The organism is Actibacterium sp. 188UL27-1 (assembly GCF_016901225.1).
GTDB lineage: Bacteria > Pseudomonadota > Alphaproteobacteria > Rhodobacterales > Rhodobacteraceae > 188UL27-1.
This window is the reverse complement of sequence record NZ_JAFEUL010000004.1, coordinates 240031-259320: the sequence shown is the minus strand read 5'-3', so window position 1 is coordinate 259320 and position 19290 is coordinate 240031. Positions and strand designations below refer to the sequence as shown.

The window sequence follows — 19290 nt, the reverse complement described above, 5'->3', positions numbered from 1 at the left end:
GAGTTGGCCGTGAAGAAAGAGCGCCTGAATGTGTACTTCGATCCGGTTCTGTCGGGTGAGCTGGAAGCGCTGGCTGCCCGCCGGAAGGTCTCGAAATCGCAGATCGTGGAAGCGGCGCTCGCTGAATTCCTGTCGCCTGACGGAGCCGATCAGCGCGAGGCGGCGATTGTCCGGCGCCTAGATCGGCTCACCCGGGCTGTCGAGCGGCTGGAGCGTGACCATTCCATTGGAAACGAAGCCGTGGCGCTGTTCGTCAAGTTCTGGCTGACCACAACGCCGCCGCTGCCCGAAGAAATGCGCGATGCAGCACAGGCGTCCGGCAAAGAACGATATGACGGATTCGTCGAAGCGCTCGGGCGGCGATTGGTGAAAGGCAAAACGCTCACCAAGGAAGTCTCGGAGGATCTGCCCGCGGCGGATGTCAAATGACGGCTTCGAGCCCAAATTGCGTGATGCGCCGGAGTGGATGAACGGCAGCTTCCGGCGTTCCCACGCCTCTAGACGTGCCTATCCAGCTTTGCCGAAACCTGACGACGACCCTATTTTAACCTTGAAACCGTTTCTCGTCGGCGTCTTACGCGGGCGTACCTAACAAGACGGGTTCCTCACGATATCGAACGCGTCGAATCCCCACCATAGCTTGAGGCGCGGCGACCCTCATGTTCAGTTCACCGCGCCGAACTTCGCTAGAGATCGGCGGTCAGGTCAAGGCCGGCGGCCTTGGCGAACTTGAGCGGATTGAAGTACTCCACAAAGTCCTCGATCTGGTCGCCCCGGAACCTGAAGATGCCGAAGTTGCGGCTCTCGTAGCGCAGCCCGGTCGCCTTGATCTCGATCGAAACGTCCCAGACGGCGGCAAAGACGCCGGGGTCCGGTGCGGCATAGACGTCGATGCCGCCGATCTTGACCGTGCCGTAGCCTTCGAAGAGTTCGCGGAACATCGGCACGAACACGTCCCGGCCCTCGAACTTGTCGGGAAACGAGGACGGGCCGTAGGGCGCGCGAAACACGGCGTCCTCGGTCCACATCTCGGCCCAGGTGTCGATGTCGTGCGTCTCCTGCACGCCGAAGTAGCGCTTGATCAGCGCGGTGTGGTGGCGGACGGCCTCGGGGGATTGGCCGGCGGTCAGTGTCTCAATCTGCATGGGTCTCTCCATCTGGTTCGGACGATCGTCCGGGTTTCAATGAAGAAAGAATGACGGAGGTTGACACTTCGGAAAATTCCGCTTGGAATTAGCACAGAGATAAGTGGAGCTTATCAATGGCGCGTACAGACTGGGCCGGGCTGGAGGTCTTCCTTGCAGTCGTGCGTGCGGGCAGCCTGCGCGGCGCGGCGGCGGCGCTGAACGTCCAGCCGCCTGCCGTAAGCCAACGCCTCAAGCAATTTGAGGACTCACTTGGCGTCACGCTGATCCAGCGCACTACACGATCCTTGTCACTGACCGAGTATGGCGAGATCCTCCTGCGCGGAGGAACGCAGGCTACTGGCCGGCTTGACGCTGTGCTCGACGAGGTGCGCGGACGCGCCAACACGCCTAGTGGGCCTTTGCGGGTGACGCTGCCGCGGATCGTGCACGATCATATCCTCGGGCAGAGGCTATGGGCCTTCCAGCGGGCCTATCCCGCCATTTCGCTCGAACTGATCGTCGAAGACGCTTTCACCGACATCGTGGCCTTGGGCATCGACGCCGGCATCCGGATACAGGACGCAATACAAGAGGACATGGTGGCCGTCCGCCTTGGCCCGCCGCTGCCCGAGGCGGTCTTCGCTTCGCCAGATTACCTCGACCGGAATGGCCGTCCAGAGGCACCGGAGGACCTGCTGGATCACACCTGTATTCGATACCGCTTTGGCCGTTCCGGCACCCTCGCGCCATTTGCGTTCGAGACGCGCGCCGGGCGGCGAGTGGTCGATCCGCGCGGCGGACCGGTGGTGAACGACCCCAATGCGCTACGGGCGGCGGCCTTGGCAGGCGTAGGGATCGGCTATCTTCTCCGACCGCTGGTCGAGGCAGACATCGAGGACGGCGGTCTCGTCTCTCTCTTCGACGAACTCTGCCCATCTGTGCCGGGCTTGTTCCTTTACTACCCGACCGGCGCCGCGCGAGCGCAACGGCTCCGTGTCATCATCGACTTTCTAAAGGTGGCGGCTGTCCGGGCCGTCAAGTAGCGAGACGTTCGGCAACGCAAGCTCTTGGGCCCGGACATTCGTAAGCAGCGCCGCGAAAGTCCGAAAAGTCCCGTACGTCGGACATCTGCCGTCGACAAGATAATGGAGCCAAATACCCAGCCGCCTGCCTCTCTACGCTAACACACTACTACGCCCTCAAACCTGTTGCCGGTGACCTGATTCCGGTATTCTTGATCGACCCCGTAACCAGATGCGGGGCCGCGAATGACCGTCCACACTCTTAAATCAGCAGCGATCGAGCGCGGTTCCCGCATGCTCCGCACGGCGCTTGGCGCCGATATCGCAGAGTGGCTCGACGAGGACGCCGTCATCGAGGTGATGCTCAATCCCTGCGGTCGCCTGTGGGTCGACCGGCTCGGTGACGGCCTCTGCGATACGGGCGCGACGCTGACCGCCGACGATGGCGAGCGGATTGTCCGCTTGGTCGCCCATCATGTGGGAGCGGAGGTCCACGCCGAGGCGCCGCGCGTCTCGGCCGAGTTGCCTGGAACGGGTGAACGCTTCGAGGGATTGCTCCCTCCGGTCGTCGCGGCCCCAACCTTCGCCATCCGCAAGCCCGCCATCGCCGTCTTCACGCTCGACGATTATGTCCGCACCGGGATCATGGACGCCGCTGCCGCCGACGCACTTCGCGAAGCCGTTGTGTCCCGCTCCAACATCCTCGTCGCCGGCGGCACATCGACGGGCAAGACCACGCTCACCAACGCACTGCTCGCCGAAGTCGCCAAAACCGCCGACCGCGTGGTCCTCATCGAAGACATCCGCGAGCTACAATGCACGACGCCCAATCTGGTCGCGCTGCGCACCAAGGACGGCGTCGCGACGCTCTCCGATCTCGTTCGTTCTTCCCTGCGCCTGCGCCCGGATCGAATCCCAATCGGCGAGGTGCGCGGGTTTGAAGCCCTCGATCTGCTCAAAGCCTGGGGCACCGGCCATCCCGGCGGGATCGGCACCATCCACGCAGGCTCGGCCATCGGTGCGCTGCGACGCCTCGAACAGCTCATTCAGGAAGCCGTCGTCACCGTCCCGCGGGCACTGATCGCGGAGACCATCGACGTGCTCGCAATCCTGGAAGGACGCGGCAGCGATCGCCGCCTCGCGGACCTCACACGCGTTATAAGGCTCACCGACACCGGCGACTACGCGCTCCACTCCCTTCTCACTACCCCGAAAGGACCCGCCACATGACCCGAACCCTCCAACTCTATCCCCGCGCACCGCTTTACGCGTCCGCCCTCGCGTTCGGCTTCCTCCTCGCCGCAGGACAGGCCGAGGCCGCGGGGTCCGGCATGCCCTGGGAAGCGCCGCTGCAAGCGATCCTTGAATCGATCGAAGGGCCTGTCGCCAAGATCGTCGCGGTCATGATCATCATCATCACCGGCTTGACGCTCGCGTTTGGCGACACGTCCGGTGGTGCGCGCCGGCTTGTGCAGATCGTCTTCGGTCTGTCGATCGCATTCGCGGCGTCGAGCTTCTTCCTGTCATTCTTCTCCTTCGGAGGCGGCGTCCTCGTATGAGCGATCCGACCGACATCCCCGGCTTCACCGCGCCCGTGCATCGCGCGCTGACCGAGCCGATCCTTTTGGGTGGCGCGCCGCGCACCATCGCGATTGCCAACGGCACAATAGCGGCCGCCGTGGGTCTGGGCCTCCGGCTCTGGCTGGTCGGGCTCGCTCTCTGGGCCATCGGCCACATGCTCGCCGTCTATGCCGCCAAGCGCGACGCGCAGATCGCCGACGTCGCGCGCCGTCACCTCCGTTATCCGACTTGGATGGGGGTGTGACCCAATGATGCGCCTCGCCGAATACCGTTCCAAAGCCGCGCTGCTGTCGGATTTCCTGCCTTGGGCCGCGCTGATTGCTGACGGCGTCATCCTCAACAAGGATGGCAGTTTCCAGCGGACGGCAACCTTCCGGGGACCGGACCTCGACTCCGCGACGCCTTCTGAACTGGTCTCGACCGCAGCTCGGCTCAACAGTGCCTTGCGACGCCTGGGATCGCGATGGGCGGTGTTCATCGAAGCACAGCGCATCCCGGCGCGCGAGTATCCGCTGTCGGAATTTCCCGATCCGGTGTCTGCGCTGGTCGATGCCGAGCGCCGCGCGCAATTCGAGGAAGCGTCATCCCACTATGAGAGCCGCTATTTCCTGACGCTGACCTGGATGCCACCCGCCGATGACACGAGCCGCGCGAGCGGATGGCTCTTTGAGGACGCCCCAAGCAAGGGCGCGAACCCACGCGAGCATCTCGCCGCGTTCCGCTCTCGCACGGATCGACTGCTCGACCTCTTTGAAGGCTTCATGCCGGAAGCCGCCTGGCTCAACGACGCGGACAAGCTCACTTACCTGCATTCGACGATCTCGACGCGGCGGCAGACCGTCCGCGTGCCCGAGACGCCGATGCATCTCGACGCCTATCTCGCCGACGAAGCATTGGTCGGGGGTCTCGCGCCGCGCCTCGGCGACACGCATCTGCGCACGCTCTCCATCGTTGGCTTCCCAACTTCGACCTGGCCGGGTCTGCTCGATGAACTCAACGCGCAAGCGTTCGAGTATCGCTGGGCAACACGCGCCATCTGTCTCGACAAGACCGACGCGACCAAGCTTTTCACCCGCATCCGCCGCCAATGGTTCGCCAAGCGCAAATCGGTCGCAGCGATCCTCAAGGAGGTGATGACCAACGAAGCCTCGACGCTTCTGGATTCAGATGCGGACAACAAAGCGCTCGATGCGGACGAAGCCTTGCAAGAACTCGGGAGCGACATCGTCGGCGCGGCCTATGTCACCGCGACGATCACAGTTTGGGACGCGGACGAACGCGCGGCTGACGCCAAGATCAAGCTCGCCGAGAAGGTCGTGCAGGGCCGCGACTTCACCTGCATTCCCGAAACGCTGAACGCGATCGAAGCCTGGCTCGGCTCGCTGCCCGGGCACCTCTATGCCAATGTCCGGCAGCCACCGATCTCTACGCTCAATCTCGCGCATATGATCCCGATATCGGCGGTCTGGGCGGGGCCTCAGCGCAACGATCATCTGGACGGTCCGCCGCTCTTCTATGCCGAGACGCAGGGCGCGACACCGTTCCGCTTCTCCACCCATGTCGGCGATGTCGGCCACACACTCATGGTCGGGCCAACCGGCGCGGGCAAATCCGTCCTGCTGGCGCTCATGGCGCTGCAATTCCGGCGCTATGACGGCGCCCAGATCTTCGCCTTCGATTTCGGCGGCTCGATCCGCTGCGCGACACTGGCTTGCGGTGGGGATTGGGAAGATCTCGGCCTCGCCCTGTCCGACGAAGACGATGCGGTCCAACTCCAACCGCTCGCCCACATCGACGATCCGGCGGAACGCAGCTGGGCACAGGACTGGCTCGCTGGGCTGCTCGCCCGCGAAGGCGTCACCATCGACCCGGTGGCGCGAGACCATCTCTGGTCGGCGCTGACCTCGCTGGCTTCGGCCCCGATCGAAGAGCGCACGCTGACGGGCCTCTCGATCCTGCTGCAATCGAACGATTTGAAACGCGCGCTGGCCCCATTCTGCCTCAGCGGTCCGTTCGGCCGCTTGCTCGACGCGGAAAGCGAGGCGCTCGGCACGGCCGACTTCCAGGCCTTCGAGACCGAGGGGTTGATCGGATCCGCCGCCGCGCCTGCCGTTCTCGCTTACCTCTTCCACCGGATCGAAGCGCGGCTCGACGGGCGACCGAGCCTCATCATCGTCGACGAGGGCTGGCTCGCGCTCGACGACTCCACCTTCGGCTCGCAACTGCGCGAATGGCTGAAGACGCTCCGCAAGAAGAACGCCTCCGTCATCTTCGCCACCCAATCGCTCGCCGACATCGACGGGTCCGACATCGCACCCGCCATCGTCGAGAGCTGCCCGACACGCATCTTCTTGCCGAACGAACGCGCCTTCGAGCCCCAGATCGCCGCCACCTATCGCAGCTTTGGTCTCAACGACCGGCAGATCGAGATCGTCGCGCGGGCAACGCCCAAGCGCGACTATTACTGCCAGTCGCGCCGCGGCAACCGGCTGTTCGCGCTCGGGCTGGGCGAGGTCGCGCTCGCCTTTACCGCGGCCTCCTCGAAATCCGACCACGCCGCCATCGACGCGATCCTCGAAGAGCATGGGCGCGACGGCTTCGCCGCCGCCTGGCTCGCCCGGCGCGATCTTGGCTGGGCAACCGAGCTGCTTGGACCTTCGGACGAAGCGATCGAGGCCACCCCATCCGCAACCCCAGAAGCCAACGACGAGGAGACAACTGATGTTCAAGACTAACACACGTAAACTGGCGGGCCGCGCCGCTGCAGCCCTGTTGCTGTCGAGCGCGGTCGCGATGACCCCCGCGACTGCGCCGCCCGCCCACGCGTTCTTCGGCGGCGGGTTCGGCGGGATCGTCTATGACCCAACCAACCATGCCGAGAACCTGCTGACCGCCGCCCGAACGCTGGAGCAGATCAACAACCAGATCGCGCAGCTCCAGAACGAGGCGCAGATGCTGGTGAACCAAGCCCGCAATCTCGCGAGCCTGCCGTATTCTTCGCTGTCGCGGCTACAGTCTTCGGTGCAGCAGACCCAGCAACTTCTGGGTCAGGCGCAACGCATCGCCCATGATGTGGCGACGATCGACCAGGCCTTCACGCAGGATTACGGCGCCGCTGCCGCACGGGGCGATTTCGACGACATGATCGCGGGTGCGCAGGATCGCTGGCGCACGTCGGTCGCCGGGTTCGAGGATGCGCTCAAGGTCCAGGCCGGCGTCGTCGGCAATATCGAGACGGCCCGCGCCGAGATGCAGGCGCTCGTGGGTCGCAGCCAGGCCGCCACCGGCGCCTTGCAGGCGACCCAGGCCGGCAATCAGCTTCTCGCTCTACAGAGCCAACAGATCTCCGACCTGACCGCCGCCATCGCTGCGCAGAACCGCGCGCAATCGCTCGAAGCCGCGCGCGTCGCGACGGCCGAAGCGCAAGCGCGCGAGAACCTCACGCGCTTCCTCGATTACGGCTCCGGCTACGAGCCGACGACCGTGCGGATGTTCCGGTAGGCCGCGATGAAGCTGACCGCCGAGACCACGCTGAAGGGGATCGCGATCGCCATGGGCGCTGTAGCCGCACTCATGGCGGCGATGGAACTCCAGCGCGCGTTGGAAGTGGAACGGATGGAGCGACCCGCCGTGGTCTCGGACGATCCGTTGCGCGAAACCTTGCAGCGCTGCCGCACGCTCACTCCGGAAGCGCTGCAAGCCGACACCGAGTGTCAGGCCGCCTGGGAGGAGAACCGCCGCCGCTTCTTCGGCACATCCGCCAACGATCCGGAAACGGACTAGGCCATGGACGGCGTCGGCGTCATCGATCGGTTCTTGGAGGTCTTCACGACCTATATCGACAGCGGGTTCGGCCTGCTCGGCGGCGATGTCGCCTTCCTCGCCACGACGCTCATCGTGATCGACGTCACGCTCGCGGCGCTCTTCTGGGCCTGGGGCGCAGACGACGACATCATCGGGCGGCTCGTGAAGAAAACGCTCTTTGTGGGCGTGTTCGCCTACATCATCAGCAACTGGAACACGCTCGCGCGCATCGTCTTCGAGAGCTTCGCGGGCCTCGGGCTTGTCGCCACAGGCGGAGCAATCGGCGCGGGCGAGCTCCTGCAGCCGGGCCGCATCGCCGCCGTCGGGCTGGAAGCTGGGCAGCCCATTCTCGAATCCGTCGCCGACCTGATGGGGTTCGTTTCCTTCTTCGAGAACTTCATCCAGATCTCGATCCTGCTCTTCGCCTGGATCGTGGTTCTGCTGTCCTTCTTCATCCTCGCGATCCAACTCTTCGTCACGCTGATCGAGTTCAAGCTGGCCACGCTCGCGGGCTTCATCCTCGTGCCCTTCGGGCTCTTCAACAAGACCGCCTTCATGGCCGAGCGCGTGCTCGGACTCGTAATCTCCTCGGGTGTCAAAGTGCTGGTGCTCGCCGTTATCGTCGGGATCGGTTCGACCATCTTCGGCGAGTTCACCGCTGGGTTCACCGGCGAACCGACCATCGAGGATGCGATGGCCGTTGTCCTCGCTGCGCTGTCGCTGCTCGCGCTTGGCATCTTCGGCCCCGGCATCGCCAACGGCATCGTCTCGGGCGGACCGCAGCTTGGAGCAGGCGCGGCGGTCGGAGCCGGCCTCGCAGCGGGCGGCGTGGTCGCGGGCGGCCTTGCGGGTGCCAAGATGGCCGGGGCCGCCGGTGGAGCCGCGCTGCGCGGCGGGTCTGCCGTCGCCGGTGGCGCGTCGACCGCCTTCAAGATTGGCGCGGCCTCAGGCACATCGACCGCCGGGAAAGCCGCGAGTGGCATAGCCGCGGTCGGTCAGGCCGGGATGTCGACTGCCGTCAGCCCGCTGAAGCGCGCCGTCGGCGATAGCTATCGCTCGGGCTCGCGTGCCGCCTTCGAAGCTACGGGCGGCAAGTTCAGCAATTCCCCGTCTTCCATGCCGACGCCCGCCAATGACGGCCCGCCCGCCTGGGCGCGCCGCATGAAACGACAACAAAGCCTTCAGCACGGCACCGCCGTCGCTGCTCACGCCATCCGCTCCGGCGATGGCGGCGGCGCGGGTACGGCCATCAGCCTTTCGGAGAGATCATGAGATTCAAGCGACCCAGCGTGCGATACGCCAAGACTCCAGAACCGGTGACCCCCTACCAGAAAGCCGCACAGGTCTGGGATGAGCGCATGGGCTCGGCCCGCGTCCAGGCCCGCAACTGGCGGCTCATGGCCATCGGCTGTCTCGTGACGACGGCGACCTTCGGCCTCGCGCTGGTCTGGCAATCGACCCAGGGCACGATCGTGCCCTACGTGGTCGAAGTCGACCGGCTCGGCGCGGCCCAGGCCGTCGCGCCCGCGACCGCGAACTACCACCCGACCGATCCGCAGATCGCCTTCCACCTCGCGCGCTTCATCGAGAACGTCCGTCAGGTTCCCGCCGACCCGATCGTGCTCCGGCAGAACTGGCTGCGTGCATACGACTTCACCACCGATCGCGGCTCTGTCGCGCTCAACGATTTCGCGCGCGAGAACGACCCCTTCGCCCGCGTCGGCGAGGTTCAGGTCACCGCCGAGATTTCCAGCGTCATCCGGGCATCCGATTCCAGCTTCCGCGTCGCCTGGACCGAACGCCGCTACGTGAACGGCCAGCTCTCCGACACCGAACGCTGGACCGGCATCCTCAGCGTCGTCATCCAACCGCCCCGCGATGCCGACCGCCTCCGCAAGAACCCCCTCGGCGTCTTCGTTCACGCCATCAACTGGTCACGGGAGAACGCCCAATGACAAACTTCGTTTGCTCGACACGCTTATTGACAACGATGGCAGCGGCAGCAGCGCTCAGCGGCTGTGCTACCTTCAAACCACCCGAGATCAGCTATGACAATCCCGTTGTCGCGACACTCGTTGCCGAACCGCCAAGGCCAGTCAGGATCGTGGAAACACCAGAGCCTTTGCCGCTGCCGGGCCAGCTCATGCGGGTCGATGCCGACGATCGGCCGGCAGAAGCCGCGGAACCGACCGAGCGCGTGACCAACGCCAACGCCGCCGCCCGGATCGAACCCGTCCGCGACGGCTTCATCAACGCGGTCCAGCTCTACCCCTACAGCTCTGGCGCGCTTTATCAGGTCTACACCTCTCCCGGCCAGGTCACGGACATCGCGTTACAGGCAGGCGAGAGCCTTGTCGGGAGCGGTCCGATCGCCGCAGGCGACACGGCCCGTTGGATCATCGGCGACACCGAGAGCGGCTCCGGCGATAACCGCCGCATCCATGTGCTCGTGAAGCCGACACGGCCCGACCTTCTAACCAATCTGGTCATCAACACAGACCGGCGCACCTATCACCTCGAACTGCGCGCGACGCCGCAGGCCTATATGGCCTCGGTCTCGTGGCAATATCCCGAAGACGAGTTGATCGCGCTCCGCCGCCAAAACGATCGCGCGGAAGCGAGCCTTCCGATCGGGCGCAACGTCGATCTCGACGACCTAAACTTCCGCTACCGTATCACCGGCGACCGCGCGCCCTGGCGGCCGCGCCGCGCCTTCGACGATGGACGGCAAGTCTTCATCGAGTTCCCGCGCGGGATCGGCCAGGGCGAGATGCCGCCGCTCTTCGTGATCGGGCCGGAAGGGGACGGCCAACTCGTCAATTACCGCATCCGCCGCAACTACATGATCGTTGATCGGCTCTTCGCCGCCGCCGAGCTGCGTCTGGGCGATCGCCAGCGCGTGGTTAGGATCGTCCGAACGGATGGCGTCCGGCGCTCGGCACAACGCGAGGAACGGATCGTCTCCGCCTGGCGTCCCGATGAGGGCCGCTGAGTCATGACCGGGATCCATGATAAGCAACCGGACGAACGCCCCGACGACCCGCCGCGCTCAGAACAGGACATCGCCAAGGAACTGCGACTGCGGCCCGATCCTCCGCGGGTCATGCGTCTCTCGCGCAAAGCCATCACGGTGCTCGCAGTCGCAGGCGGGCTCGGCATCGGCGCGATCCTGATCGTGGCCTTGCAAGGCTCAGATCCAGGCGATGAGCCTTCTGAACTCTTCTCGACCGAACGAATCCAGGAGGCCGAGGGGCTTTTAGGGCTGCCGCGGGACTATGCGTCCATCCCACAACTCGGGCCACCGCTACCGGGTGAACTGGGGCGTCCGGTCCTGTCTGCTCAGAGGCGGGGTGAGCCCGTGCCTGTCGTCCCAGCGACGGGTCCAGCGATCAATCCGGAAGAGCAACTGCGCTTGCAAGAGGCCGAAGCCGCGCGGCTCGCAACGCTCTTTGCAGACGCGAGGACGAGCGGCGCGGGTGCTGCGCGCCCACAGTCAGTATCCGGAACATCTCCGGCGCCTGGGCTGCAAGGTCTTTTTCCAGCATCTGCCGGTACGTCTCCGCAACCCGACACGACTGAACGTCAGGAGGCATTTCTGGATCGCGAGGTCGACCGAAGGACAACCGCTGCGGACCGGCTGCAATCCCCACCAAGTCCCTACGTCCTGCAAGCAGGATCAGTCATCGAAGCCGCGCTCCTGACCGGGCTGCGCTCCGACCTTCCGGGGCAGATCACAGCGCAGGTCACAGCCAACGTCTATGACAGCCCAACAGGGCAGTTCCTGCTGATGCCGCAAGGATCGCGTCTGCTCGGCGAATATGACAGCCGCGTCGAGACCGGTCAGCGGCGCGTCCTTTTGGCATGGACGCGGCTGATCCTGCCCGACGGGCGCTCCATCGTCCTCGAACGCCAGCCCGGCACCGATCAAGCCGGATATGCAGGCCTCGAAGACAGTGTTGACAATCACTGGGGAAGGCTGTTTCGGGCCGCGGGTCTTGCGACCATCCTCAATATCGGATTGGAGACTGGTGAAGAAGGCGGCGATGAGATTGCCGAGGCCATTCGCGACGGCACGCAGAACACGATTGGGCGCGCGGGCGAAGCCATCGTCCAGCGCCAGCTCAATATCCCGCCGACGCTGACGATCCGACCAGGATTTCCCGTGCGGGTGATGGTTACGCACGATCTGATCCTCGAACCACAAGGAGTTGCCCAATGAGCAAGCTGAAACTGGGCGACATACGCGACGACAAGCCGATCAAGCTAACCGTAGAACTACCGGCGCAGGTACATCGCGATTTGACCGCTTATGCGGAGATCCTTGGCGCGGAGAATGGGCAGGAGCTTGAACCCGCAAAACTGGTCGCGCCGATGCTGGAGCGCTTCATGAAGACGGATCGGGGCTTTGCGAAGCTCAGGAGAGAACGCCGTTCCGCTTCGCCTCGATCCGCGCCAGAGAGATGAACCGGCGCAAGGCGGGGTTGTCATTCTCGGGACGCCACACGAGCGAAAACGGGATCGTCTCGTACGCCTCGCCGATAGGCACGAAGGTCACGTTTGGGTACTGTACCCCTCGCCAATGGTCGGCAACGAGGCTGACACCAAGACCGAGTCCAACGAGGTTCATAATACCCTCCCGACCGAGACGGTGACGTCTGACATTAGCGCTGCGACCGAGATCGCTAACCCGGCGCAAAATATAGTCGTGGATCTCCGGGCCAGGCTCGCGGGCGCTTACGACGTAGGTTGCTTTTCGAACGTCTTCCCACCGCAGCTGATCTAATTCGGCCCAACGGTGGTCGGAAGCGACCGCGAGGAAGATCCGTTCACGGGCAAAGAGCAAGCCATCGCCATCTTCTGGGCTCGGTTCACCCGATGCTAGCACCACGTCCATACGTCGGTGGCACAGCAATGAAAGGAGTTCGCCTCTGTCGGCCTCCGTGAGATGAAGATCCACGTCTCCGTGTTCCGCTCTGAACCGATTGATCAGCGCGCGAACCGGGCCGCGCGACAAGGAGGTGATCAATCCGACCGCTAGATCTCCATTGCCCGCTATGCCACCGGCCCGGGCGGTGTCCACTGCGCTCGCAAGATCGGCGAGGACCGCGCGGCCACGAGCTGAGAAGCGCTTTCCAGCAAAGGTCAATCGCACGCCGTTGGTGCGGCGCTCGAAGAGCGAGACTCCAAGATGATCTTCGAGACGTTGCATCCGGCGACTGACCGTCGATTGTCCAACTTCCAGCTTGAATGCACCTTGTCGGAAGCTCCCAGCCTCAGCGACAGTGAGGAAGCTGATAAGCTGCAAAACTTCCACGCGAGCGAGATCGATGTCCGACACAGGGAGCGTCAATCCCTCGTGGTTACCTTTCTCCCTCATTATGAAGACAGACGAGCCAAGCATTGAAGTTCGACTCCTGCCTGCGGAACCTGGCCTGTTTCGCTCGTTGCGCGTTGCAGCAAAACCAACACATTAATACTGTCCGGCGCGATCTGCTCTCCAGTTCGATAATCACTTCGAGGGGATTGCTGATTCATTGCGGCGAAGAAAGCGGGACGTTTCACTTGCCCTCCACGACCACGGCCCGCCGGATCACCCAATCGAGAGCCTCGGCATAAGCCTCCTCGACATGTTTCAACTTTGCTGGTTGAGCCGATATGGAAAGCGCGAAGCCATGGGCATGATCAATTAGCAGATCGAGCAATGGGCTATCCGCTTGATTGAGCGCGGCCAGTTCTTGTCGCAAGGCCGCAACGATGGGCGTCTGCGGCCCTCCCGCAAGGTCGGGATCAGCAAACGCCTCGCGTAGGAGCGGCGCATAGGCGACTGCTCGTGCACAATAGGCCGTCATCAGAGCGCGCAGGCGCTCGGCAGGCGGTCCGTCCGATAGCCCATCGACCGGGGCACCCATTGTATGAGCAAAGAGCAGGCGCAGCATCTCAGCGCGGCTGCCGACGCAATGGTGCACCGCCATCGGTGTGACGTCCAGAGCCGCCGCGAGAGCGCGAAAGCTCAGCCCTGCCGCGCCGCGGCGACGCAGCCCCGCGAGCGCCACGTCGAGTACGCGCTCTTGCGTCAGCGATCCACGTGCTTTGCGGAGGGACGTCATAGTTATCCGCCAGTCCCTTCGGCCGTTGTGTAAGTAAGTCGCACGATGCCGTTGTCGTAGCGCTGCACGGACTTCTGCTTCAGGTCGATATCCGCATTTATGTCGCCGAAGATGCGGATGCCGGAACCGATAAGGATTGGAACGATCGCGACATTGAACTCGTCGATCAGCCCCTCGGCCAGGAACGACTGAATCACCGCCCCCCCGTCGACGTAAACCCGCCGCACGCCCCGTTCGTGCAGTACCGCCATAAGATCCTGAGGGGAGTCCGTCCGGATCTCGACCTTCTCGCGCAGGGCCTCCGGTAGGTCATCCGTCGTCATTGAGCGCGACAGCACGATCACCGGTAGCTCGTAGGGCCAGGGCTCGAAGCCCATCACTGTCCGTAGAGAGCCTGACCCCATGACAATCACGTCCATGCGCGCGGAGAACTCGGCGAAAGACGGATCCTCGGCGTTGGGCTGCTTCATTAGCCAGTCGAGCGAATGATCGTCACGCGCGACGAACCCGTCGAGCGTCATCGCCATATTGATGTGGCCAGAGGGGCGGTTGGGGGTCGGCATTGGCACGATCTTTTAGCAAGTACGATCACTTACTATACGCCGTATAGTAGCGTTGCTCAAGCATCGGTTTGGCCGGACGGAACTGCAAGGGGACTTAAGCGCCCTCGGGTGGGGACAGCTGGGAGACATGAGATTCAAGTCCGAAAGCGCAACATGATTGAAAGGGCCGGTGGACGTTCAACGTGGTCGAGTAAGCCACTTGCTTCCGCGAAATGGCCACGTAAGCACGACGTAAGCACCATTTCCTGCTGAACAGAAATTTCTAAGGAACTGATCTTGTTGAAAAAAAGTGGCGCACCCGAGAGGATTCGAACCTCTGGCCTCCGCCTTCGGAGGGCGGCGCTCTATCCAGCTGAGCTACGGGTGCATACCGTTCGCGAGATGCTTACGCCATGCTTACGCGAGATTTTCGGCCTCTTGAAGAGCGAACCCGACATCCGCTCAAGCCGTTGTTTAGTCAAGTCTTTCTTCCAGCACCTTTCGCGATCGCCAGACTTGACATCCGCCTTCGGAGGGCGGCGCTCTATCCAGCTGAGCTACGGGTGCCTAACGCGTCGTATAGCGGGTGGTTATGCGGCCCGCAATCGACAATTGGCCTGGGGGTCACGAGAAGAGTTCGTGGCACAGTTCAAGTGCATCGATCAGCACGTCGACCTCGTCCCGAGTGTTATACATGGCGAATGACGCGCGGCAGGTCGCGGCAAGGCCCAGATGATCCATCAAGGGGCCTGCACAGTGTTGACCGGCGCGGACAGCCACTCCCTTTTTGTCGAGGACCGTGGAAATGTCATGGGCATGGGCCGCACCGTCCAGCGTAAAACTGAAGATCGCGCCCTTGGTCTTTGAATTGCCCTGAACCGTCAGCCAATTCAGCCCGTCCAGCCGTGTGCGCGCATACCCGCAGAGGTCGCGCTCATGGGCAGCGATCGCATCCATCCCGTGGGCCATCATGTAGTCAAGCGCAACACCAAGACCGATTTGTTGAACGATCCCAGGGGTTCCCGCCTCAAACTTCATCGGCGGATCGTTGTAGATCACGCTGTCCTTGTGAACCTCGCGGATCATGTCACCGCCGCCAATGAACGGCTGCATCTCGGCCATGCGGTCCTTGCGGATATGCACCGCACCGGACCCTGAGGGACCATAGAGTTTGTGACCGGTTACCGCGTAAAAATCCGCACCCAGCGTATCCAGATCTAGCGGCATATGGACCGCGGCCTGACTGCCATCAACCAGCACAGCGACCCCCTGCTCTTCCGCGCCCGCCGTGATCGCCGCGATATCAACCACGGTACCCAACACGTTGGACATATGGGTCACGGCTATCAGCTTCGTCTTTGGGGTGATCGCGTTCAGCACGGCTTGAGGGTCCAGATCGCCGTTCACGTCGACATCGACCCATTTCAGGACGACCCCCTGGCGCTCGCGCAGGAAGTGCCACGGCACAATGTTGGCGTGGTGCTCCATCACGCTCAGGATAATCTCGTCCCCGGCTTCAAACCGAGGCATGGCCCACCCATAGGCAACCATGTTGATGGCCTCGGTCGTGCCGCTGGTAAATACGATCTCATCCTCATCACGCACGCCGAGGAACCGCGCGATGGTGCTGCGCACGCCCTCATATTTCTCAGTTGCAAGGTTGCTTAGGTAATGTAACCCGCGGTGAACGTTCGAGTATTCCTGGGCGTAGGCCTGGGTGATCGCATCGATCACGACCTGGGGCTTTTGCGCGGACGCTCCGCTATCGAGATAGGTCAGCGGCTTGCCGTTGACCTCACGCGAGAGGATCGGAAAGTCGTTCCGGATCAGGGTCACATCATACATTGGGTACATCTCCGATCATGGTCACACCCAGGATCGCCAATACCAGGGACACGGCAATCAGAATGCCGATGGTGGAGACGATGATCATGGTCAGAACAGACAATGCGGAGTCGAAACTGTGGACTTCCATGACGAACTGGGTGAGCCAATAGAAAAACAAAATTACCGTCGCAAAGCTGACGAAGACGGTCAATGGCGGCAGGATGAGATCCGTGACCGCCTGGAGCGCCTGCATGATGATCAGCAGGACCTGGAACCAGACGATGACGCCAAGCGCGTCTTCCAACCGGCCAACACCGTCAAAGGCCCGCCCGATGACGTGGATTGCGAAGACCGTGATCCCAAGTAAACAGGCCTGTACTAGGGCATAGTAAAACGGGTTGTCATAGAACGTCTTGACCAGTTGATAGCCCGCTTCGGTGCGTGGATCATTGGCCTCAGGAAGGGTTGGGAAACCACCTCCCATGCTGACCGCGACATGCTCCAGCAGAACATTTGCGATCACGACCAGAACCAGTGCCTGGGCCAAGGCGGCGATGGGAAGGTTCAGATCGATGACCTGACGCGCGGCGCCGCGCGCATCCGTAAACGAACGGCGCACCAAATCAGGGACTGAAAACGTGGTTTCTGCCATGGATGTGTCCTGACGCGCGGGAATTCAGGTGCCGCGCTCTGCTTCGCTGAGCGATATGAACCAAAGCGTGAAGAATGCAAGGGTCACCGCGATATCGGTCGCTGTCAACTCCGGCCCTGCCCCGATGAACCCCGCGACCAATCCCCGCAACAGCATCAGCGGCGATATCACCAGCAATGTCCAAAACAGGGCCACCCGCGCGCGGTAGTAGCTGCCCTGCCCGCCCACTACCTTGGCGATCAGATGGCTGAGACCCGCCAGACCGTAAAAGAAAATCGGCATTGCAAAAACCCAAACCAAAAGCGCGCTGCTGAGACGGGCCTGCAATGGGATGTCGGGCTCTTCGAACGCCAAACGGCTGGCAAGGGGCCATTGGCCGATGAAGATCACGAAACAGGCCGCCATCACAAAGGCGATGGCGCGATCTTCGCGTGGCCCATCACTGAGCAGGCGCCGCATGACCGCACGCGGCGCCCGATATGTCCTTAGGATCTCTGTCGTGACAGCCATTGCTTACCCGCGCCGACGCGCCAGCCAGCTTTCCAGACGGTCGGTGATGTCGGCGGCGATCTCCTGATCATCGATCTCTTCGATCGCCTCAGCCAGGAAGGCGAGCACCATCAGATCTGTCGCCGGACCTTCGGGGATGCCGCGGGAGCGCAAGTAGAATAGCCCCTCCTCATCAATTGCGCCAGATGTTGAGCCATGGGAACACGCGACATCATCGGCATAGATTTCCAATTCCGGTTTGGCGAGGAACTGGCTGTCATCATCCAACAGCAGTGATTGACTGATCTGGTAGCCGTCGGTCTTTTGCGCGCCCTGTTTGACAAGGATCTTGCCCTGGAACACTCCGACAGCGCCATTGCGCAGCACTTTCTTGAACACCTGGCGGCTTTCGCATCCAACGGCATCATGGGTGATGAACACGGTGTCGTCATGCAAGAAGTCGCCATCACCCAATGCGGCGCCGGCGATATGGGCCACAGCATCATCGCCAGTTATGTCGATCACGGCCTCGTTCCGCGTCAGCACACCATTGGCTGTCATCGTGAATGACTTGAACACGGATTTTTCTGCCAACCGGGCGAAAATATGGGTGACGGCCCGGCGTTCATGGTCACGACCCTGGGCACGGATGTGGTGGAAAGTGCCACCGGCAGCCACGTCCACCTCCATGCATTTGTTGAACCGGGCCGCGGCTGGGCCTGTCTCCAGCATGGTCAATTCAGCGCCGCTTTCCACGCGGACAACATGGTGGAGGATCGCATCAGAACTCACTGATTTATGAAGGTAAACGAGGTTTACCGGCTTCTCCGCCTTGCCGGTTGCGCGGATGACGATGCCATCGCCGGCAAAGGCCGTGTTCATCGCAGCAAAGGGGCGATCCACATGGGACTGACCGTCTGTTTCAAGCACACCATACAAATCCTTGGACCAGTGAATGTCTGCCTGGCTTGCATCGCTCAGCCGTTCAATCTCCACCCCGCCGAGGGCCGGATCGTCGGAAAGGTCTGGGTCAAAGACGCCATCGACAAAAACCAGCTTGACGCGATCAATGGTGTCGAACAACGGCCCTTCATCATTGTGGAACAACGCTGCCTCGGGCGCCGATGGCTGCACCAAGGTATCCGGTCTAGTGTAACGCCAGTATTCGTCCCGACGCCCCGGCAAACCCATCGCCCGCAGGCGGGCCAACGCCCCCTCACGCGCTTCGGTCGCCCAACCGGCCCCCTGCGGCAGCGTCAGCCTGGCTAACCGCTCCTCGGTCGCGTTGGTTTTTGCCTGACTCACCTGTTTCAAGGCGCCCATCACGCAACCTCCGCAAGAATGTCGGCATACCCATTGTTTTCGACTTCCAGCGCCAGATCGGGCCCGCCCGATTTCACAATGCGGCCGTCAGCCATGATATGTACGACATCCGGTTTGATATGATCCAACAGGCGCTGGTAGTGGGTGATCACCAGGAAAGACCGCCCCTCGTCGCGCAAGGCATTCACGCCATCGCTGACCAGCTTCATTGCATCGACGTCCAGCCCCGAATCCGTCTCGTCCAGAATGCACATCTTAGGTTCCAACATGGCCATCTGCAGGATCTCGTTGCGCTTTTTCTCCCCGCCCGAGAAACCCACATTGACTGGACGCTTAAGCATATCGGCATCAATCTTTAGGTCCTTGGCCTTGGCACGGACCAGTTTCAGAAAATCAGCGGCGCTCATTTCATCTTCGCCGCGGGCCTTGCGTTGGGCATTCAATGCCGTGCGCAGGAAGGTCATATTGCCCACACCGGGGATCTCAACCGGATATTGAAACGCCAGAAACAGACCGGCCGCGGCGCGCTCTTCTGGATCCATATCCAGGATATCTTCGCCCCCCAAAGCGGCGGTTCCATCGGTCACCTCATACCCGTCCCGGCCGGACATCACATAGGACAGGGTCGATTTGCCAGAGCCATTGGGCCCCATGATCGCATGGACCTTGCCCGCCTCCACTGTCAGGTTTACCCCTTTCAGGATCGCCTTGTCTTCTTCTTCCAGCTTCACATGAAGGTTCTTGATCTCAAGCATGGTGCCCTCGTTGAGAATGGTGCGCTGCCACAGCCCGCATACGGGGATGGCTGAACGCGGT

22 protein-coding genes and 1 tRNA gene are annotated in these 19290 nt (G+C 62.6%); 13 read left to right on the top strand and 10 right to left on the bottom strand.

The window, feature by feature from the left end; genetic code table 11:
• Window positions 1-9: 9 nt before the first annotated feature.
• Window positions 10-429, top strand: a complete 420-nt coding sequence (locus IU397_RS08145) for a CopG family transcriptional regulator (protein ID WP_204412209.1) — start codon at window positions 10-12, stop codon at window positions 427-429.
• Between the two features lie 257 nt (window positions 430-686).
• On the opposite strand, the gene IU397_RS08140 is transcribed toward IU397_RS08145, so the two are convergent.
• A complete protein-coding gene (locus tag IU397_RS08140; protein WP_204412208.1) occupies window positions 687-1145 on the bottom strand; it encodes a nuclear transport factor 2 family protein in 459 nt (152 codons plus the stop codon).
• Between the two features lie 116 nt (window positions 1146-1261).
• Here IU397_RS08140 and IU397_RS08135 point away from each other — a divergent pair, with 116 nt between their 5' ends.
• From IU397_RS08135 to IU397_RS08080, 12 genes are all read left to right on the top strand, one after another.
• Window positions 1262-2170 carry a LysR family transcriptional regulator gene (locus tag IU397_RS08135; protein WP_204412207.1) on the top strand — a complete coding sequence of 303 codons (909 nt, stop codon included), beginning with the start codon at window positions 1262-1264 and terminating at the stop codon, window positions 2168-2170.
• 225 nt (window positions 2171-2395) lie between these two features.
• Complete coding sequence (gene trbB / locus IU397_RS08130) at window positions 2396-3379, top strand: P-type conjugative transfer ATPase TrbB (protein ID WP_239479672.1); 984 nt, start codon at window positions 2396-2398, stop codon at window positions 3377-3379.
• Window positions 3376-3708, top strand: coding sequence for a TrbC/VirB2 family protein (locus IU397_RS08125; protein ID WP_204412206.1), 333 nt, complete (start codon window positions 3376-3378; stop codon window positions 3706-3708). The genes trbB and IU397_RS08125 overlap by 4 nt, the downstream gene beginning before the upstream one ends.
• Complete coding sequence (locus IU397_RS08120; protein ID WP_081533694.1) at window positions 3705-3974, top strand: VirB3 family type IV secretion system protein; 270 nt, start codon at window positions 3705-3707, stop codon at window positions 3972-3974. Before IU397_RS08125 ends, IU397_RS08120 begins: the two co-directional genes overlap by 4 nt.
• 4 nt (window positions 3975-3978) lie before the next feature.
• Window positions 3979-6465 (top strand): conjugal transfer protein TrbE, encoded by a 2487-nt coding sequence (gene trbE / locus IU397_RS08115; protein ID WP_204412205.1) that lies wholly within the window; start codon window positions 3979-3981, stop codon window positions 6463-6465.
• Entirely contained in the window at window positions 6452-7231 is a 780-nt protein-coding gene (gene trbJ / locus IU397_RS08110; RefSeq protein WP_204412204.1) for a P-type conjugative transfer protein TrbJ, read from the top strand. The genes trbE and trbJ overlap by 14 nt, the downstream gene beginning before the upstream one ends.
• A gap of 6 nt (window positions 7232-7237) precedes the next feature.
• Window positions 7238-7513, top strand: coding sequence for a putative entry exclusion protein TrbK-alt (trbK-alt, locus tag IU397_RS08105; RefSeq protein ID WP_204412203.1), 276 nt, complete (start codon window positions 7238-7240; stop codon window positions 7511-7513).
• Between the two features lie 3 nt (window positions 7514-7516).
• Window positions 7517-8806: a P-type conjugative transfer protein TrbL gene (gene trbL / locus IU397_RS08100; protein ID WP_204412202.1), complete on the top strand. Its 1290-nt coding sequence runs from the start codon at window positions 7517-7519 to the stop codon at window positions 8804-8806.
• Window positions 8800-9489, top strand: coding sequence for a conjugal transfer protein TrbF (trbF, locus tag IU397_RS08095; protein ID WP_204412251.1), 690 nt, complete (start codon window positions 8800-8802; stop codon window positions 9487-9489). The genes trbL and trbF overlap by 7 nt, the downstream gene beginning before the upstream one ends.
• Window positions 9486-10526 carry a P-type conjugative transfer protein TrbG gene (trbG, locus tag IU397_RS08090; protein WP_204412201.1) on the top strand — a complete coding sequence of 347 codons (1041 nt, stop codon included), beginning with the start codon at window positions 9486-9488 and terminating at the stop codon, window positions 10524-10526. Before trbF ends, trbG begins: the two co-directional genes overlap by 4 nt.
• A 3-nt stretch (window positions 10527-10529) precedes the next feature.
• Complete coding sequence (locus IU397_RS08085; protein WP_239479670.1) at window positions 10530-11753, top strand: TrbI/VirB10 family protein; 1224 nt, start codon at window positions 10530-10532, stop codon at window positions 11751-11753.
• Complete coding sequence (locus IU397_RS08080; protein ID WP_204412200.1) at window positions 11750-11998, top strand: DUF2274 domain-containing protein; 249 nt, start codon at window positions 11750-11752, stop codon at window positions 11996-11998. Before IU397_RS08085 ends, IU397_RS08080 begins: the two co-directional genes overlap by 4 nt.
• Here the strand turns inward: IU397_RS08080 and IU397_RS08075 are convergent.
• The 9 genes from IU397_RS08075 to sufC form a co-directional block, all read right to left on the bottom strand.
• Window positions 11949-12872: a LysR family transcriptional regulator gene (locus IU397_RS08075; RefSeq protein ID WP_204412199.1), complete on the bottom strand. Its 924-nt coding sequence runs from the start codon at window positions 12870-12872 to the stop codon at window positions 11949-11951. The two genes, IU397_RS08080 and IU397_RS08075, sit on opposite strands and share 50 nt — an antisense overlap.
• A gap of 220 nt (window positions 12873-13092) precedes the next feature.
• The gene (locus tag IU397_RS08070; RefSeq protein WP_204412198.1) at window positions 13093-13641 is read right to left on the bottom strand and encodes a TetR/AcrR family transcriptional regulator; all 549 of its coding nucleotides are present in this window, start codon (window positions 13639-13641) and stop codon (window positions 13093-13095) included.
• Between the two features lie 2 nt (window positions 13642-13643).
• Entirely contained in the window at window positions 13644-14204 is a 561-nt protein-coding gene (locus tag IU397_RS08065; RefSeq protein ID WP_204412197.1) for a dihydrofolate reductase family protein, read from the bottom strand.
• 290 nt (window positions 14205-14494) lie between these two features.
• Window positions 14495-14571, bottom strand: a tRNA-Arg gene (locus IU397_RS08060).
• Between the two features lie 236 nt (window positions 14572-14807).
• The gene (locus IU397_RS08055) at window positions 14808-16028 is read right to left on the bottom strand and encodes a cysteine desulfurase (protein ID WP_204412196.1); all 1221 of its coding nucleotides are present in this window, start codon (window positions 16026-16028) and stop codon (window positions 14808-14810) included.
• Window positions 16021-16662 (bottom strand): YIP1 family protein, encoded by a 642-nt coding sequence (locus IU397_RS08050; protein ID WP_204412195.1) that lies wholly within the window; start codon window positions 16660-16662, stop codon window positions 16021-16023. The genes IU397_RS08055 and IU397_RS08050 overlap by 8 nt, the downstream gene beginning before the upstream one ends.
• Before the next feature lie 24 nt (window positions 16663-16686).
• Complete coding sequence (locus tag IU397_RS08045) at window positions 16687-17172, bottom strand: YIP1 family protein (RefSeq protein ID WP_204412194.1); 486 nt, start codon at window positions 17170-17172, stop codon at window positions 16687-16689.
• Window positions 17173-17175: 3 nt separating this feature from the next.
• Complete coding sequence (locus IU397_RS08040) at window positions 17176-18474, bottom strand: SufD family Fe-S cluster assembly protein (RefSeq protein ID WP_204412193.1); 1299 nt, start codon at window positions 18472-18474, stop codon at window positions 17176-17178.
• Window positions 18474-19229: a Fe-S cluster assembly ATPase SufC gene (gene sufC, locus IU397_RS08035; protein ID WP_204412192.1), complete on the bottom strand. Its 756-nt coding sequence runs from the start codon at window positions 19227-19229 to the stop codon at window positions 18474-18476. The genes IU397_RS08040 and sufC overlap by 1 nt, the downstream gene beginning before the upstream one ends.
• Window positions 19230-19290: the final 61 nt, after the last annotated feature.

Coding starts and splice junctions, on each gene's coding strand:
- IU397_RS08140 (WP_204412208.1), bottom strand. CDS start 1,145: ATGCAGATTGAGACACTGACCGCCGGCCAATCCCCCGAGGCCGTCCGC.
- IU397_RS08135 (WP_204412207.1), top strand. CDS start 1,262: ATGGCGCGTACAGACTGGGCCGGGCTGGAGGTCTTCCTTGCAGTCGTG.
- trbB (WP_239479672.1), top strand. CDS start 2,396: ATGACCGTCCACACTCTTAAATCAGCAGCGATCGAGCGCGGTTCCCGC.
- IU397_RS08125 (WP_204412206.1), top strand. CDS start 3,376: ATGACCCGAACCCTCCAACTCTATCCCCGCGCACCGCTTTACGCGTCC.
- IU397_RS08120 (WP_081533694.1), top strand. CDS start 3,705: ATGAGCGATCCGACCGACATCCCCGGCTTCACCGCGCCCGTGCATCGC.
- trbE (WP_204412205.1), top strand. CDS start 3,979: ATGATGCGCCTCGCCGAATACCGTTCCAAAGCCGCGCTGCTGTCGGAT.
- trbJ (WP_204412204.1), top strand. CDS start 6,452: ATGTTCAAGACTAACACACGTAAACTGGCGGGCCGCGCCGCTGCAGCC.
- trbK-alt (WP_204412203.1), top strand. CDS start 7,238: ATGAAGCTGACCGCCGAGACCACGCTGAAGGGGATCGCGATCGCCATG.
- trbL (WP_204412202.1), top strand. CDS start 7,517: ATGGACGGCGTCGGCGTCATCGATCGGTTCTTGGAGGTCTTCACGACC.
- trbG (WP_204412201.1), top strand. CDS start 9,486: ATGACAAACTTCGTTTGCTCGACACGCTTATTGACAACGATGGCAGCG.
- IU397_RS08085 (WP_239479670.1), top strand. CDS start 10,530: ATGACCGGGATCCATGATAAGCAACCGGACGAACGCCCCGACGACCCG.
- IU397_RS08080 (WP_204412200.1), top strand. CDS start 11,750: ATGAGCAAGCTGAAACTGGGCGACATACGCGACGACAAGCCGATCAAG.
- IU397_RS08070 (WP_204412198.1), bottom strand. CDS start 13,641: ATGACGTCCCTCCGCAAAGCACGTGGATCGCTGACGCAAGAGCGCGTA.
- IU397_RS08065 (WP_204412197.1), bottom strand. CDS start 14,204: ATGCCGACCCCCAACCGCCCCTCTGGCCACATCAATATGGCGATGACG.
- IU397_RS08055 (WP_204412196.1), bottom strand. CDS start 16,028: ATGTATGATGTGACCCTGATCCGGAACGACTTTCCGATCCTCTCGCGT.
- IU397_RS08050 (WP_204412195.1), bottom strand. CDS start 16,662: ATGGCAGAAACCACGTTTTCAGTCCCTGATTTGGTGCGCCGTTCGTTT.
- IU397_RS08045 (WP_204412194.1), bottom strand. CDS start 17,172: ATGGCTGTCACGACAGAGATCCTAAGGACATATCGGGCGCCGCGTGCG.
- IU397_RS08040 (WP_204412193.1), bottom strand. CDS start 18,474: ATGGGCGCCTTGAAACAGGTGAGTCAGGCAAAAACCAACGCGACCGAG.
- sufC (WP_204412192.1), bottom strand. CDS start 19,229: ATGCTTGAGATCAAGAACCTTCATGTGAAGCTGGAAGAAGAAGACAAG.